Origin of the sequence: Streptomyces sp. APSN-46.1 (assembly GCF_022815725.1) — a bacterium.
In the GTDB taxonomy this organism is placed as follows: domain Bacteria; phylum Actinomycetota; class Actinomycetes; order Streptomycetales; family Streptomycetaceae; genus Streptomyces.
In genome coordinates, this window is record NZ_JALGRF010000017.1 from 68,164 (window position 1) to 82,783 (window position 14,620).

Here is a 14,620-nt window from a genome sequence, read left to right on the forward strand (position 1 = left end):
CTCGTCGGGAGGGTTCGTCCGCCGTGAGGGTCCGGCGGACCCGAGCAGCCCTCCCCACGCATCCGGCTCGGTTGGCCCGGGGGCGGGGCGCGGCTTACCGGGGGGCGTACTCACGGAATCCGCGGCCGGTCTTCCGGCCCAGGCAGCCGGCCGCGACCAGGTGCTCCAGCAGCGGGGACGGGGCCAGGCCCGGGTCGCGGAACTCCTTGTGCAGCACCTTCTCGATGGCCAGCGACACGTCCAGGCCGACCACGTCGAGGAGTTCGAACGGCCCCATCGGGTAGCCGCCGCCCAGCTTCATCGCGGCGTCGATGGCGTCGATGTCCGCGTAGTGCTGCTCGACCATCTTGATCGCGTTGTTCAGGTACGGGAACAGCAGCGCGTTCACGATGAAGCCCGCCCGGTCCCCGCAGTCCACCGGGTGCTTGCGCACCTTCGCGCAGACCTCGCGGACCGTGGCGTGCGCGTCGTCGGCCGTCAGGACCGTACGGACCACCTCGACCAGCTTCATGGCCGGCGCCGGGTTGAAGAAGTGCATGCCGATCACGTCCTGCGGACGCGAGGTCGCGCGGGCGACGGCGATCACCGGCAGCGAGGAGGTGGTGGTGGCCAGCACCGCGCCCGGCTTGCAGACCTTGTCCAGGCCCGCGAACAGCTCCTGCTTGACGGCCAGGTTCTCGGCGACGGCCTCCACGGCCAGGTCCACCTCGGAGAAGGCGTCGAGCGAGCCCGCCGGGGTGATCAGCGCCAGCGTCTGGGCCGCGGCCTCCTCGGTCAGCCGGCCCTTGGACACCGCACGGCCCAAGGACTTGCCGATCGCGGCCTTCGCGGCATCGGCCTTCTCCTGGCTGCGGGCAGCCAGCACGACCGGGTAACCGGCCTGCGCGAAGACCTGGGCGATACCGCTCGCCATCGTGCCGGAGCCGGCGACGCCGACCGAGGAGACCGGGCGGCTCGCGCCCAGCAGGGACCCGTCCAGCGGCGTCTGGAGATCGCGGACGATCACCGTGCTGCCCGGGGCCTCGTACGTGTAGAAGCCGCGCCCGGACTTCTGCCCGGTCAGGCCCGCCTCGGCGAGGTGGCCCAGGATCGGGGCCGGGGCGTGCAGCCGGTCGCCGGAGGAGGCGTACATGGCCTCCAGGACGGTGCGGGCCGTGTCCACGCCGATCAGGTCGAGCAGCGCGAGCGGGCCCATCGGCAGGCCGCAGCCGAGCCGCATCGCCGCGTCGATGTCCTCGCGGGAGGCGTACTTCGACTCGTACATTGCGGCTGCCTGGTTGAGGTAGCCGAAGAGCAGGCCGTCGGCGACGAAACCGGGGCGGTCGCCGACCGCGACGGGCTCCTTGCCGAGCTCGCGGGCCAGCTCGGTGACCGCCTCGACGGCGGGCGGGGCGGTGAGGACGCTGGAGACGACCTCGACCAGCTTCATGGCCGGCGCCGGGTTGAAGAAGTGCAGGCCCAGCACGCGCTCGGGGCGCTGCGACTCGGCGGCCATGCGGGTCACGGAGAGGGCGTTCGTGCCGGTGGCCAGGATCGTGTCGGGCCGGACGATCGCGTCGAGCTCGCGGAACAGCCGCTGCTTGACCTCGTAGCTCTCCGGGACGACCTCGATGACGAGGTCGGCTTCGGCGGCGGCGCTCAGCTCGGTGAAGGTCCGGAAGCGGGCGAGCACGCCCTCCCGCTCCTGCTCGGTGAGCCGCTGCCTGGAGACGGAACGGGCCGTGGCGGCCGCGAGGGCGGCGGTGGCCCGGCGCGTGGCGGTGTCGCTGATGTCGATGCCGATGACCTCGCGGCCGGCCCGGGCGAGGACCTCGGCGATGCCGGTGCCCATCGTGCCGAGGCCGACGACGGCGATGGTCTGGAGGGTGGACTGACTGGACGGACGGTCCATCGCGGGACTCCAGTGAATGAGGGTGACGACTGGGGGAAGGCGCGCGGCGCACAGTGCGCGCGGAAGCCGTACGGAACGGAACGCGATGCCGATGCAATGCGTTGTGCCGTGCGGAGAAGCCTGGGAAAACCCCTGGGAAAGCCCGAGGGGAAAGCCCGAGGGGAAAGCCCGAGGGCGGAAGCGGCGGCGGAACCCTGTCCCGGGGTCGCCGTGAGGTCGTGCAGAACCGACTGGCACGAGGCGGCTGCGTCACCAGGCCGGTCCTCGTACGTGTTGTAGGGACAGTAACCCGCTGGTAACTGGTCCGCCAGAGTGCGGAGATGTGACCTGTACCGCCCAAATGTACCGATCATCGATCATCGATCAAACGCCCGTGCGGCGGGGTCTGCGGGAACCCGGCGTGGCGACCCCAGCGGGCCCCTAGGGTGGCCGCGTGAACGACGTACTGGAGCGCCTGCGGACCGAATCGGGGCAGTCGGCGGAGTACGAGGCGCTGCTCGCGGCGGACCCCGAGGCCCTGGCGGCCTCGCTGCACTCGCCCGGCCTGCCGCTGTGGGCCCGCGAACTGGCCGCGTACCGGCTGGGGCTGGCGGGCGACCCGCGAGCCTTCGAGCCCCTGGTGCTACTCCTCAACCACCGGGACCCGCCGCGCTGCGCGGCCGCCGCCGAGGCGCTGGCCGCACTCGGCGACCCGCGCACCGCCCGCGCGGCGGCGGCCCTCGCGACGAACGGCCTCCGCACGGCGTACGCCCTCCAGCCGGTCCGGCTCCTGGCCGCGCTCCGGGCCCCGGAGTCGGCCCCGGCACTGATCGCCACGCTGTCCCGGCTACTCGCGCCGAACGACCCGTACTGGAGGGTCGCCCTGGCCTGCGTCGAGGGCCTCGGCACCCTGGCCGACCCCCGCTCCCGCGAGGTCCTGGTACGAGCCCAGTCCCACCCCCGCCTGGCGGTCCCGGCAACGGAGGCGCTGCGTAGGCTGACCTGAACAGCCAGTAGAAGTGGGGCACATGCTGACGTACCGAGAGGTCATGACCAAAGGAAGCGGCCGCGTACCTGCGTGTGGAGATCCCGGCGGGTGCCGAGGATGTCAGGGGGGCCGGGCTGGACGGCTGGGACAGTGACGGCTACCTCCTGTCCTTCACCGTGCCCCACGCCGAGGCGGAGGCGCTCGCCGCCGATCTGCGCCTGGACCAGCCGCTGCGGGCACTGACCCCGCTGCCCCCGAGGGAGCCGCCCTCCCCCGCGGGGTTCGCGCACCTGGGTCTGCCCGATCCCGACACCGTGCCGAACGCGCGCAGTGGCGGGGTCTGCCCGCCCTGCATCGGGGACAAGCGCCGGTCCATGCTCCAGAGCATCGGCATCACCCTCCAGGATCTGGGAGGCGGGACCACCCGGGTCTACCTCGGGGGTCAGTGAGATCGGCCGGCCTCCGGGACCACGGCGAAGGCCTCCACCTCCACCAGGAGTTCGGGGCGGAAGAGGGCCGAGACCTGGACCGCCGAGGAGGCCGGGAGGCGGTCCGCCGGGATGACGGCGGCGCGGGCGTCACGGACCGCCGGGAGGTGGGCCGTGTCCGTGACGAAGTACGTCAGCTTCACCACGTCGTCGAAGCCCGCCCCCGCCGCCGCCAGGCACCGGCGCAGGTTCTCGAACACCTGCCGCGCCTGGACGGCGGCGTCGCCCGCGCCGACCACCTCGCCCTTCTCGTCGAGGGAGCACTGCCCCGAGACGGCGATGAACCTCCCGGTGCCCCAGACGACATGGCTGTACTGGGGGCTCGGGCTGACGCCCTCGGGAGCGGGGATACGGGTGAGGTGGCTGGCGCCGGCAGTGGTCATGGGCGGAATCCTGCCCGGTCAAGATCAGCCGCGGAAGCCCAGCAGGCCGTGCAGGGCGGCGCCGCCCGCCGAGGGCGGGACCGAGCGGGTCAGCGCGGCCGGCTTCGGGGCGGGCTGGGCGGCGCAGGTGGCGTTCGAGGCCTTGCCGGTCTTCAGGTACGCCGCCACCTTCTCGTCCAGGCACTTGTTTCCGGCCAGCGAGATCCCGTGGTTGCCGCCGCCCTGCTCGACCACGAGCGCCGAACCCGCCAGCTTCTCCCGCATGCTCAGCGCGCCCTCGAACGGGGTCGCCGCGTCCTCCGTGGCCTGGAGGAGCAGGGCCGGCGGGAGTCCGGTGTTGGTCACGTCGGGCGCCGCCAGCGGCTCCGTCGGCCAGAACGCGCACGGGGCGTTGTACCAGGCGTTGTTCCAGGTCATGAAGGGCGCCTTGGCGTGCGTACGCCACATGTCCGCGCGCCACTGGTTCCAGTCCTTCGGCCAGGCCGAGTCCCGGCACTGCACCGCCGTGTACACGCTGTAGCTGTTGCCCGCCGAGGGCTCCACCGCGCCGAACCGCTCGTACGCCGCCACCAGCGGCTTCGGGTCCCGGTCCACCACGAACTTCGAGAACGCCTGCGCGAGATTCGGCCAGTACCCGTTGTAGTAGCCGCCCGGCATGTACGTGTCCTCCAGCTCGGCCGGGCCCACCTTGCCGCCGGCCGGCGTCCCGCGCAGGGCCTCCCGCATCGCGTACCAGCTGTCCTCGACCTCCGCCGGGTCGCTGCCGAGCCGGTACGTCTCGTCGTACTGGGCGACCCAGGCCAGGAAGGACTTGTGGCGGGCGTCGAAGGCCTGGTCCTGGGCGAGGTTGTCCTCGTACCAGACCCCGCTCGGGTCCACCACGGAGTCCAGGACGAGCCGGTGCACCCGGGTCGGGTGGAGTTTGGCGTACACCGCGCCCAGGTAGGTCCCGTACGAGTAGCCGAAGTAGCTGATCCGCTCGGCGCCCAGCGCGGTGCGCAGCACCTCCAGGTCCCGGGCGGCGGAGACCGTGCCGATGTGCGGGAGCACGTCCGCGTGCCTGGACTGGCAGGACTCGGCGAACGACCGCACCCGGTCCAGGTTGGCCTGCTCGGTCTGCGCGTCGCGCGGTACGGAGTCCGGCCGTACGGGGGTGAAGTGGGCCGCCCCGCAGTCGAGGGCGGGCTCGCTCTTGCCCACGCCCCGGGGGTCGAAGCCGATCACGTCGTACTGGGCGGCCACCTCCTTCGGCAGCGCGGAGGCCACGAACCCGGCCAGCCCGCGGCCGCTGCCGCCGGGGCCGCCGGGGTTGACCAGCAGCGGGCCCTGGGACGTGGCGGCCGTGTGCGGTACGCGGGTCAGGGCGAGGGTGATCTGCCGCCCGGCGGGCCGGTCATGGTCGAGGGGGACCTTGAGGGAGGCGCACTGGAGGGTGGGGTAGCGGGGAGTCGCACAGCCCGACCAGCGGAGCGCGGCGGCCTTCGGGGCCGGCGGCGCGGCGGCGGACGCGGGCCCCGGCGCGGACGCGGGCGCGGGCCCCAGCGCGGACGCGGGAGCGGCCGTGACCGGGCTCGCGAGCGCCGAGGCGACCGTGGCGACGGAGATCGACAGAAGGATCGCGGCGCGCTTCTTCAGCGGGCGGATCGAGGGGCGGATCATGGGGCCTCCCAGCCGAGGGTTCTGGGCCGAATCGTCCCGGAACCGGCGTCGGGAAGGCGGGATTGCGCCCGCTATTGGCCCGATGTGATGACCCTTCGGCCGCCGTCCGAGGTCACAGCGGGGTGAGCCGGCTCGGCCCGGCGGGCGCGGGTCCGGCCGGCCGCTCGGGCAGGACGACCTCCCGGGCGGCGCCGCGCCGGGCCGGCCCGATGCCGAATTCGTCCGCGAGTTCGTGGACTTGGCGGGGTGGTCTGCCGCTGGTACCGGGCAGCGGCGTACGACCCGCCTGCGTACCTCCGCCCGTACCGCTCGACCAGGCGGGGGTGGTGTGCGCCCAGCCAGGCCGTGAACCACTCGCGGGCCCCGGGCCGCAGATGGAGTACCAGGGGTGTCACGCAGGCCGCGCCGGACTCCGCGACGGCCCGGACGGTCGCCCGCAGCTGCGGGGTCTGCGGCCGGGGCCATTTCGCCCCGGACCGTGAGCTGCCCGCGGGTGGCCGTCGTCTGCGGCCGTGGGCGAGCGTTCGGCGGCCACTGGCCCGCCTGGAAACCCAGATCGCACTGATCGAGCTGGTACGCCGCCTCGACGAACCCCGGCTCGTCGCCGACCCGCCGCCCTACCGGCCCAGCCCTATCCTGCGAGGCCCGATTCATCTCCACATCGAGCAGGGGTGAAGGCCCGGGAAATGTTCCCGTGACCGTGCGGGAGGTCCCCGGCCCGGCGGCGGATTTGGGCAGCCGCCCCGGAGGTGGTTGGCTTCGCCGTGACGAGTGAGAACAACTGCTGGAGGACAGCTATGGCGCAGGTCGAGGCCACCACGGAGCGGATCATCGCGGCCGACGCGGAGACGGTGTTCGACGCGCTGGCGGACTACACCGGTACCCGGGGGAAGCTGCTTCCCGAGCACTTCAGCGAGTACGAGGTGCGCGAGGGCGGCGACGGCGAGGGCACCCTCGTCCACTGGAAGCTCCAGGCCACCAGCAAGCGCGTCCGCGACTGCCTGCTGGAGGTGACCGAGCCCACCGACGGGCAGCTGGTGGAGAAGGACCGCAACTCCTCCATGGTCACGACCTGGATCGTCACGCCGGCCGGGGAGGGCAAGTCCAAGGCCGTGGTCACCACCGTGTGGAACGGCGCCGGTGGGATCGGCGGCTTCTTCGAGCGCACCTTCGCGCCCAAGGGCCTCGGCCGGATCTACGACACCGTGCTGGCCAACCTGGCCGCCGAAGTCGAGGGCTGACCCACCCCGTTGCCGGTGCCCCCCCGGTGCCCCCCGGTGCCCCCGCCGCCCCGGCGCCCTGACGCGGGGTACCAGGACGACGGCAGGACCCGGGCGGCTCACCGGATCGGGTGGATTTCCCGGCGGAGGTGAGCCGCCCGCCCCGGGCGCGGCCCAGGACCGTACGAGGTGCCGTGCCGGGCGGCGGCGTGGAGACGTGCCCCACTTCCCCGGGACGCCTAGGGTGGGGCGCGGCGACGACGACACGGACGGCACCCCGTCCGTGTCGTCCGCACCGCGCGCAGCCGACCGCCTGGGGGCCCGATGAAGATCCTCGTCTCCGCCGACATGGAAGGCGCCACGGGCGTCACCTGGCCCGAGGACGTGATCCCCGGGGCCTCCCAGTGGGAGCGCTGCCGGGGGATGTTCACCTCGGACGTGAACGCCGCCGTCCTCGGCTTCTTCGACGGCGGCGCCGACGAGGTCATGATCAACGAAGCGCACGCCACCATGCGCAATCTGCTGCTGGACAAGCTCGACGCGCGGGCCGAGGTGCTCACCGGCCGCCACAAGTCCCTCTCCATGGTCGAGGGCGTCCAGCGCGGCGACGTCGACGGCATCGCCTTCGTCGGCTACCACACCGGCGCCGGCGCCGAGGGCGTCCTCGCCCACACCTACCTCGCCAATTCCATCACCGGCGTCTGGCTCAACGGGATCCGGGCGAGCGAGGGCCTGCTCAACGCCCAGGTCGTCGCCGAGTACGGGGTCCCCGTCATCCTGGTCACCGGCGACGACCTGACCTGCGTCGACGCCGCCGGCTACGCGCCCGGCGCGGTGACCGTCGCCGTCAAGGACCACGTCTCGCGCTACGCGGCCGTCTGCCGCACCCCCGCCCGCACCGCGGCCGACATCCGGGCCGCCGCCAAGCAGGCCGCCGGGCTGGCCGTCCGCCACGACCCGGTGCCGCGCGGCCCGTTCACCGTGGAGGTCGAGTTCGACGCCGAACACCTGGCGCTGGCCGCCACCGTGGTCCCCGGCGCCGAACGTTCCGGGGAGCGCAGGGTAGCGTACACCACCGAGACGATGTACGAGGGGATCCGGGCGTTCAAGGCGGTCACGACGGTCGTCGCGGCAGCCGTGGAGGAGCAGTATGGATGACATGCGCGCTACGGATGGCTCCGCCGCCGCCCTGGACGGGGCGGCGTTCGACGAGGTGGTCGAGTTCACCTCCGGGCTGATCCGGATCGACACGACCAACCGGGGCGGCGGCGACTGCCGGGAGCGGCCCGCGGCCGAGTACGTCGCGCAGCGGCTGGCGGACACCGGCCTGGACCCGGTCCTCCTGGAGCGCACCCCCGGCCGCACCAACGTGGTGGCCCGGATCGAGGGCAGCGACCCCCGCGCGGATGCGCTCCTCGTCCACGGCCACCTCGACGTCGTGCCCGCCGAGGCCGCCGACTGGAGCGTGCACCCCTTCTCGGGCGAGGTCCGCGACGGGGTGGTCTGGGGCCGCGGCGCCGTCGACATGAAGAACATGGACGCGATGGTGCTGGCCGTCGTACGGGCCTGGGCGCGGACCGGCGCGAAGCCGCGGCGGGACATCGTGATCGCCTACACCGCCGACGAGGAGGACAGCGCGATCGACGGATCGGGCTTCCTCGCCGCCCGGCACGCGCACCTCTTCGAGGGCTGCACGGAGGGTCTCGGCGAGTCCGGCGCCTTCACCCTGCACCTGCCCGGCCAGGCCGTCTACCCCATCGCGGCCGGTGAACGCGGCACCGCCTGGGTGAAGTTGACGGCGCACGGCTCCACCGGGCACGGCTCCAAGCCCAACCGGGCCAACGCGGTGAGCCGGCTCGCCGCCGCCGTGGCCCGGATCGGCGCGTACGAATGGCCGGTCCGGCTCACCGGCACCGTCGCCGCCTGCGTCACCGAACTCGCGGCGCTGCAGGGCCTGACGGTGGACCCGCGCGCCCGCAGCTTCGACCTCGACAGCGTCCTCGGGAAGCTCGGCCCGGCCGCCGTCCTGGTCGATGCGACGGTGCGCAACAGCACCAACCCGACCATGTTCAGCGCCGGTTACAAGATCAACGTGGTCCCCGGACACGCCACCGCCTACATCGACGGCCGGGTGCTGCCCGGCGGCGAGGACGAGTTCATCGCCACCATGGACGCCCTCACCGGCCCCGACGTCGCGTGGGAGTTCCACCATCGTGAGGTGGCCCTCGAATCCCCGGTGGACGGGCGGACGTACGGGATCCTGCGCGAGTCGGTCGAACGGTTCGACCCCGAGGCGCGCGTGGTGCCGTTCTGCATGGCGGGCGGCACCGACGCGAAGCAGTTCTCCCGGCTCGGGATCACGGGCTACGGCTTCTCCCCGGTCAAGCTGCCGCCCGGCTTCGACTACTGGTCCCTCTTCCACGGGGTGGACGAGCGGGTCCCCGTCGACGCCCTGCACTTCGGCGTCCGCGTCCTCGACCACGCGCTGCGGACCCTGTGATGGCCCTGCCGGCCGGTGCCGGTGCCGGTGCCGGAGCCGGGCCCTACGGCAGCTGGCCCTCGCCCATCGACGCGGCGCACGCCGCCTCGCTCGACGGCCGCCCCGAGTACCTGGGCACGGTCGGCACGGAGGTGTGGTGGACCGAGCCCCGCCCGCGGGAGGCCGGGCGCCGCACTCTGGTCCGCCGGCCGGCCGACGGCGGTCCCGGTGTCTCGGTGCTGCCCGCGCCGTGGAACGTGCGCAGCCGGGTCACCGAGTACGGCGGCCGGCCCTGGGCCGGGGCCGAGCGGGCCGAGGGCGGCCCGCTGCTGGTCTTCGTACACTTCGCCGACCAGCGGCTGTACGCCTATGAGCCGGACGCGCCCGGCGGTCCCGGGCCGCGGCCGCTCACCCCCGTCTCGGCGGTGGGCGGCGGGCTGCGCTGGGCCGACCCGGTGCTGCGGGGCGGCGAGGTCTGGTGCGTGCTGGAGGAGTTCACCGGGCCGGCGCCGACCGACGTGCGCCGGGTCCTGGCCGCCGTGCCGCTGGACGGCTCGGCCGCCGCGACACGCTCCCTCGTAAGGGAGTTGACGGACGACCGGCACCGGTTCAGCACCGGGCCCCGGCTGTCCCCGGACGGGCGGAGCGCGGCCTGGCTGGTGTGGGACCACCCCCGGATGCCATGGGAGGGCACCGAGCTGCTGCTCGCCGAGGTCTCCGCGGACGGGGTGCTCGGCGAGGCCCGTACCGTACTCGGCGGCCCGGACGAGGCCGTGGCCCAGGTGGACTGGGCGGCCGACGGGAGCCTCCTCGCGGTGAGCGACCGCAGCGGCTGGTGGAACCCGTACCGGGTGGACCCGCGGCCCGGCACGGGAGCGGTGGCCGTCAACCTGTGCCCCCGGGAGGAGGAGTTCGGCGGCGCGCTGTGGAAGCCGGGGCTGTGCTGGATCGCCCCGCTCCCCGCGGGCGGAACCGAGGCCGAAGGCTCCGGCGGAGGGCTCATCGCCGTCCTGCACGGGCATGGCACCTCGGTGCTCGGCGTACTAGATCCGGAGAGCGGCGACCTGGTGGACGCGGCGGGGCCGTGGACGGCCTGGCAGCCCACGCTGGCCGCCAGCGGAACGCGGGTGTACGGGGTCGCGGCCAGCCCGCGCAGCGCGTACGAGGTGGTCGAACTGGACATCGCCACCGGGCACGCCCGCGTGGTGGGCGGCGGCGTCCCGTCGGGGCCGGACCGGGTGGATCCGGCGTACTACCCGGAGCCGCAGAGCCGCACCTTCGCCGGCCCGGGCGGACGCGAGATCCACGCGCACGTCTACCCGCCGCACCACCCCGCCCGCCGGGCCCCGGCGGACGAACTGCCCCCGTACGTGGTGTGGGCGCACGGCGGTCCCACCGACCACGTGCCGCCCGTACTGGACCTGCACATCGCCTACTTCACCTCGCGCGGCATCGGGGTCGTCGCGGTGAACTACGGCGGCTCCACCGGCTACGGGCGCGCCTACCGCGAGCGGCTGCGCGAGCAGTGGGGCGTGGTGGACGTGGAGGACTGCGCGGCCGTGGCCCGCGCGCTGGCCGCCGAGGGGACCGCCGACCCGGACCGGCTGGCGATCCGCGGCGGCAGCGCGGGCGGCTGGACGGCGGCGGCCTCGCTGGCCGCCACCGACCTGTACGCCTGCGCGGCGCTCAGCTACCCGGTGCTGGACCTGCTCGGCTTCGCGCGGGAGACCCACGACCTGGAGTCCCACTACGCCGAGAGCCTGGCCGGACCGCCGCAGACCCTGGGCGTACGCTGCCGCGAGCGCTCCCCGGTGGCCCGCGCCGACCGGATCACCGCGCCGTTCCTCCTGCTCCAGGGCCTGGACGACCCGGTCTGCCCGCCCGCCCAGGCCGAGCGCCTGCTGGCCGCGATGCGCGGCCGCTCGGTTCCGCACGCGTACCTCGCCTTCGAGGGCGAGGGCCACGGCTTCCGGCGCGCGGACACGATGATCCGGGCGCTGGAGGCGGAGCTGTCGCTGTACGCGCAGGTGTTCGGGTTCGAACGGCCGGACGTGCCGCGGCTGCGGCTGGAGCCCTGAGGGGTGTTTCCTCAGGCGCTGTGCAGCCAGACGCGCAGCGGGCCGAGCGGGGTGAATCCGTGGTGGACGGCCGTGTCGAGGTCGTCGCCGGACTCGTAGCCGACCACGTCGAGGCCCGGCCAGATTCCGGACAGCGCCGCGAGGGCGCCGGTCCAGGCCTCGTCGGCCGGGGTGCCGGCCGCGGTGAACACGTTGGAGATCCCGACGACCCGGCCGGTGCGGTTCGCCGCTGCCCCTGCGGCGATCCGCCCGGCGGCGTCGTGGCCGGCGAGGAAGGCGAAATCCTCGCCGAGCAGGCCGGGGTGGAACAGGCCGGTGCTCTCCTCGCCGTCCCAGGCGGCCTCCCACGCGGCCAGCTCCCCGGCGGCAGTGACCCGCGCCCAGCGGAGCGCCGCCGGCCGCGCGGCCGGGGCGGTCTGGGCGGCGCCGGCCGGGCGGTGGATCCAGTGGGCCTCGAACAGGACCTCGAAGCCCGCCGGGGCCAGATCGAGCGCGGCGAAGCTGTCCTTGACCGAGCAGCCGGGGGAGCCGGTGTCGATCCCGGCGACCAGGGCGGCGGCCGAGGCGTCCCGGGTGAGGGTCACCGCATCGGGGTAGAGCGGCGGCGTGCGGTGCGCGCTGCTCCACGCGTGCGGCCCGAAGCCGCCCGTGCGGCAGACGGCGGCGCACCACTCGGCGTTGTTGCGTGCCGCCGAGAGCAGGAGTTCTTCGGTGGGGGAGGCGATGATCACACAGGGGATCGTGCCATACGCCCTAGCCTGGGGCGATGTCATATCTCACGTACCTCGTGGAGGGGGAGCGGGTCGGGCTGAGGGCCTTCCGGCTCGCCGACGGCCCCGAGTTCACCGCCCGCGCGCACGAGAGCCGGAACCTGCACCACCCGTGGCTGTTCCCGCCCACCACCGTCGAGGAGTACGAGCCCTACGCGACCGGGCTGATCGAGGGCGGGGCGCGCGCCGGGTTCCTGGTGTGCGAGCGGGAGACCGGGGCCATCGCCGGGTTCGTCAACGTCAACAACATCGTGCGCGGGGCCTTCCAGTGCGGCGCCCTCGGGTACGGGGCGTTCGCGCACGCGGCCGGGCGCGGACTGTTCGGCGAGGCGCTCGGGCTGGTCCTCGGGCAGGCCTTCGCCCCGTCGCGGGAGGGGGGCCTCGGACTGCACCGCCTGGAGGCGAACATCCAGCCCGGCAACACCGCTTCGATCGCCCTCGTCCGTGGCCGGGGCTTCCGGCTGGAGGGGCTCTCGCCGGACTTCCTCCACATCGACGGGGCCTGGCGGGACCACGAACGCTGGGCGATCACCGCCGAGATGACGGCTCCCGGCCACGGCTTTACGTAATCCTGACCGGTGGTGATCCGCGGAACCCCTGTGCACCGGCCGGCATGGCGTGTTCCATTTCCCCATGGCCACCACCGTCCGCCGCGCCGTACTGACCCTGCCCGCAGCCCCGTTGGGCCCCGACAATCCGCTGCCCGCCCTGCGTGCGCCCGACGGGGTGCACACCGTGGACGAGCGGTCCCGCCCTGGTCTGCCGCGTGACATGGCGCGGCAGATCGGCTACGAACCGCTGCGCTCGCTGCTGCCCGTCCGGATCCGGGACGGCTACCAACGCGGCAGGACAGAGCGGGAGTTCGAGTCGATCGTCATCGAGAACGCACACCTGCGGGTCACCGTGCTGCCCGGACTCGGCGGGCGCGTGCACTCCCTGGTCCACCTGCCGACCGGGCGTGAACTGCTCTACCGAAACCCGGCGTTCCAGCCCGCCAACTTCGCCCTCAACGGGGCCTGGTTCTCCGGCGGCATCGAATGGAACATCGGCGCCACCGGGCACACCACCCTGTCCTGCGCCCCGCTGCACGCCGCCCTCGTCCCGGCACCCGACGGCGGCGCGATGGTGCGGCTGTGGGAGTGGGAGCGGCTGCGCGACCTGCCGTTCCAGGTGGACCTGTGGCTGCCGCCGGACTCGGAGTTCCTGTACGTCGGCGTGCGCGTGCGCAACCCGCACGAGCGGCCCGCGCCCGTGTACTGGTGGTCCAACACCGCCGTCCCCGAGGACGCGGGCACCAGGGTCCTCGCCCCGGCGCGGGAGGCGTGGCACTTCGGGTACGAGCGCGCGCTGCGGCGGGTCCCCGTACCGCTCTGGGAGGGCGCGGACCGCACGTACCCGCTGCGCGGCGAACACCCGGCCGACTACTTCTACGAGGTGCGCGACGGGGACCGGCCCTGGATCGCCGCGCTGGACGCCGACGGGCGCGGGCTGGCACAGACCTCGACGGCGCGGCTGCGCGGGCGGAAGCTCTTCGTGTGGGGCGCGGGCGAGGGCGGCCGGCGCTGGCAGGAATGGCTGACCGAGCCCGGCACCGGCGGCTACGCGGAGATCCAGGCCGGGCTGGCCCGGACCCAGCTGGAGCACGTACGGCTGGAGGGCGGGGCGGAGTTCAGCTGGCTGGAGGCGTACGGGCCGCTGGCCGCGGAGGCTTCCGCGGTGCACGGGGACGACTGGGGGGCGGCGCGCGGCGCGGCCTCGGCGGCCCTGGACCGCGCCCTGCCGCGGGAGCGGGTGGAGGAGGCGTACGAGGCCTGGCGCGGATGCGCCGACACCGAGCCGGGGGAGCGGCTGGCGGCGGGCTCGGGGTGGGGCGCGCTGGAGGTGCTGTGCGGCGGGTACAAACTGCCGGGCACCCCGTTCGAGGAGGCGGGGCTCGGCGAGGAGCAGGCCCCGTGGCTGGAGCTGTGGCGGACGGGCGTCTTCCCGTCCCCGAGGCGGGTCGCGCCGCCGGGACCGAGCCTGGTGGCCACGCACTGGCGGGACATGCTGGAGACCGCCCCGGCGGATCCGCTGACCGAGTACCACCTGGGCGTGGCCCAGTGGCATGCCGGGGATGTGGCGCAAGCGGTACGGAGCTGGGAGCGCGGGCTGGCGCTGGCGCCGTCGCGGTGGCCGCTGCTGCGGTGCCTCGCGGTGGCGGAGGCGGTGGCCGGAGACCCGGAGCGGGCGGCCGACGGGTTCGCGGCGGCGTTCGCGGACCTGGCCGAGGAGAGCCGCGGGGGTGAGGCCTGGACGGCCGCCGAGTCCGCGCTGGGGCGGGAGGCGATGACGGCCCTCCTGGCGGCGGGACGCCTGCCGGCCGCCCGCGCGGTCTGGGACCGCCTCCGGCCGGCCCTGCGCGAACAGGGCCGCTTCCGGCTGCTCGCCGCCCGGCTGCTGGCGGCGGAGGGCCATGTGGTCGCGGCCCGGCGGGTGTTCGAGGAGGGCTTCGAACTGCCGGACCTCCGCGAGGGCGACGAGGTCCTCGCCGAGGTCTGGTCGGCCCTCACGGACCGACCGCTGCCCCAGGCCTACAACTTCCGGATGCGTCCGCCGGGTTAGGTCCTGCCCGGCGGATCAGGCCCGGTGGATCAGAACCTCTCGTACGGCCCGCGTGGGAGGGGCATCGTGCGGGACGAGTGCGCC

The 14,620-nt window shown here is 74.3% G+C and carries 12 protein-coding genes and 2 pseudogenes; 9 read left to right on the top strand and 5 right to left on the bottom strand.

What is annotated here, in order from left to right:
- Nucleotides 1-94 precede the first annotated feature (94 nt).
- A complete protein-coding gene (locus tag MTF65_RS29180) occupies nt 95-1,891 on the bottom strand; it encodes a 3-hydroxyacyl-CoA dehydrogenase family protein (protein WP_243631989.1) in 1,797 nt (598 codons plus the stop codon).
- A gap of 433 nt (nt 1,892-2,324) precedes the next feature.
- Between MTF65_RS29180 and MTF65_RS29185 the strand changes: the two genes are divergently transcribed.
- Nucleotides 2,325-2,876, top strand: coding sequence for a HEAT repeat domain-containing protein (locus MTF65_RS29185; protein ID WP_243631990.1), 552 nt, complete (start codon nt 2,325-2,327; stop codon nt 2,874-2,876).
- A gap of 74 nt (nt 2,877-2,950) precedes the next feature.
- Nucleotides 2,951-3,307, top strand: a complete 357-nt coding sequence (locus MTF65_RS29190; RefSeq protein WP_243631991.1) for a hypothetical protein — start codon at nt 2,951-2,953, stop codon at nt 3,305-3,307.
- Here the strand turns inward: MTF65_RS29190 and MTF65_RS29195 are convergent.
- The 3 genes and pseudogenes from MTF65_RS29195 to MTF65_RS29205 form a co-directional block, all read right to left on the bottom strand.
- The gene (locus MTF65_RS29195; protein WP_243631992.1) at nt 3,301-3,729 is read right to left on the bottom strand and encodes a RidA family protein; all 429 of its coding nucleotides are present in this window, start codon (nt 3,727-3,729) and stop codon (nt 3,301-3,303) included. The genes MTF65_RS29190 and MTF65_RS29195 overlap by 7 nt on opposite strands.
- Nucleotides 3,730-3,753: 24 nt before the next feature.
- Complete coding sequence (locus MTF65_RS29200) at nt 3,754-5,388, bottom strand: alpha/beta hydrolase (RefSeq protein WP_243631993.1); 1,635 nt, start codon at nt 5,386-5,388, stop codon at nt 3,754-3,756.
- A 112-nt stretch (nt 5,389-5,500) separates the two neighbouring features.
- Nucleotides 5,501-5,831 (bottom strand): annotated as a pseudogene (locus tag MTF65_RS29205) (radical SAM protein); the annotation flags it as partial.
- A gap of 88 nt (nt 5,832-5,919) precedes the next feature.
- On the opposite strand from MTF65_RS29205, the pseudogene MTF65_RS29210 reads away from it, so the two are divergent.
- From MTF65_RS29210 to MTF65_RS29230, 5 genes and pseudogenes are all read left to right on the top strand, one after another.
- Nucleotides 5,920-6,063: pseudogene (locus MTF65_RS29210) on the top strand (cytochrome P450); the annotation flags it as partial.
- A 122-nt stretch (nt 6,064-6,185) separates the two neighbouring features.
- Nucleotides 6,186-6,629, top strand: a complete 444-nt coding sequence (locus MTF65_RS29215) for an SRPBCC family protein (protein ID WP_243631994.1) — start codon at nt 6,186-6,188, stop codon at nt 6,627-6,629.
- Nucleotides 6,630-6,932: 303 nt separating this feature from the next.
- The gene (locus MTF65_RS29220; RefSeq protein ID WP_243631995.1) at nt 6,933-7,766 is read left to right on the top strand and encodes a M55 family metallopeptidase; all 834 of its coding nucleotides are present in this window, start codon (nt 6,933-6,935) and stop codon (nt 7,764-7,766) included.
- 1 nt (nt 7,767) lies between these two features.
- Nucleotides 7,768-9,108: a M20/M25/M40 family metallo-hydrolase gene (locus MTF65_RS29225; protein ID WP_243631996.1), complete on the top strand. Its 1,341-nt coding sequence runs from the start codon at nt 7,768-7,770 to the stop codon at nt 9,106-9,108.
- A complete protein-coding gene (locus tag MTF65_RS29230; protein ID WP_243631997.1) occupies nt 9,108-11,165 on the top strand; it encodes a prolyl oligopeptidase family serine peptidase in 2,058 nt (685 codons plus the stop codon). Before MTF65_RS29225 ends, MTF65_RS29230 begins: the two co-directional genes overlap by 1 nt.
- Nucleotides 11,166-11,176: 11 nt before the next feature.
- Here the strand turns inward: MTF65_RS29230 and MTF65_RS29235 are convergent, their stop codons facing one another.
- Nucleotides 11,177-11,890: a hypothetical protein gene (locus tag MTF65_RS29235; RefSeq protein WP_243632042.1), complete on the bottom strand. Its 714-nt coding sequence runs from the start codon at nt 11,888-11,890 to the stop codon at nt 11,177-11,179.
- 41 nt (nt 11,891-11,931) lie between these two features.
- Between MTF65_RS29235 and MTF65_RS29240 the strand changes: the two genes are divergently transcribed.
- Nucleotides 11,932-12,504, top strand: a complete 573-nt coding sequence (locus tag MTF65_RS29240) for a GNAT family N-acetyltransferase (RefSeq protein ID WP_243631998.1) — start codon at nt 11,932-11,934, stop codon at nt 12,502-12,504.
- A gap of 64 nt (nt 12,505-12,568) precedes the next feature.
- Nucleotides 12,569-14,536 carry a DUF5107 domain-containing protein gene (locus tag MTF65_RS29245; protein ID WP_243631999.1) on the top strand — a complete coding sequence of 656 codons (1,968 nt, stop codon included), beginning with the start codon at nt 12,569-12,571 and terminating at the stop codon, nt 14,534-14,536.
- Nucleotides 14,537-14,620: the final 84 nt, after the last annotated feature.

Excerpts from the sequence above, each read along its gene's own strand:
- MTF65_RS29180 (WP_243631989.1), bottom strand. The coding sequence starts at position 1,891 with ATGGACCGTCCGTCCAGTCAGTCCACCCTCCAGACCATCGCCGTCGTC.
- MTF65_RS29215 (WP_243631994.1), top strand. The coding sequence starts at position 6,186 with ATGGCGCAGGTCGAGGCCACCACGGAGCGGATCATCGCGGCCGACGCG.
- MTF65_RS29225 (WP_243631996.1), top strand. The coding sequence starts at position 7,768 with ATGCGCGCTACGGATGGCTCCGCCGCCGCCCTGGACGGGGCGGCGTTC.
- MTF65_RS29200 (WP_243631993.1), bottom strand. The coding sequence starts at position 5,388 with ATGATCCGCCCCTCGATCCGCCCGCTGAAGAAGCGCGCCGCGATCCTT.
- MTF65_RS29220 (WP_243631995.1), top strand. The coding sequence starts at position 6,933 with ATGAAGATCCTCGTCTCCGCCGACATGGAAGGCGCCACGGGCGTCACC.
- MTF65_RS29245 (WP_243631999.1), top strand. The coding sequence starts at position 12,569 with ATGGCCACCACCGTCCGCCGCGCCGTACTGACCCTGCCCGCAGCCCCG.
- MTF65_RS29230 (WP_243631997.1), top strand. The coding sequence starts at position 9,108 with ATGGCCCTGCCGGCCGGTGCCGGTGCCGGTGCCGGAGCCGGGCCCTAC.
- MTF65_RS29195 (WP_243631992.1), bottom strand. The coding sequence starts at position 3,729 with ATGACCACTGCCGGCGCCAGCCACCTCACCCGTATCCCCGCTCCCGAG.
- MTF65_RS29240 (WP_243631998.1), top strand. The coding sequence starts at position 11,932 with ATGTCATATCTCACGTACCTCGTGGAGGGGGAGCGGGTCGGGCTGAGG.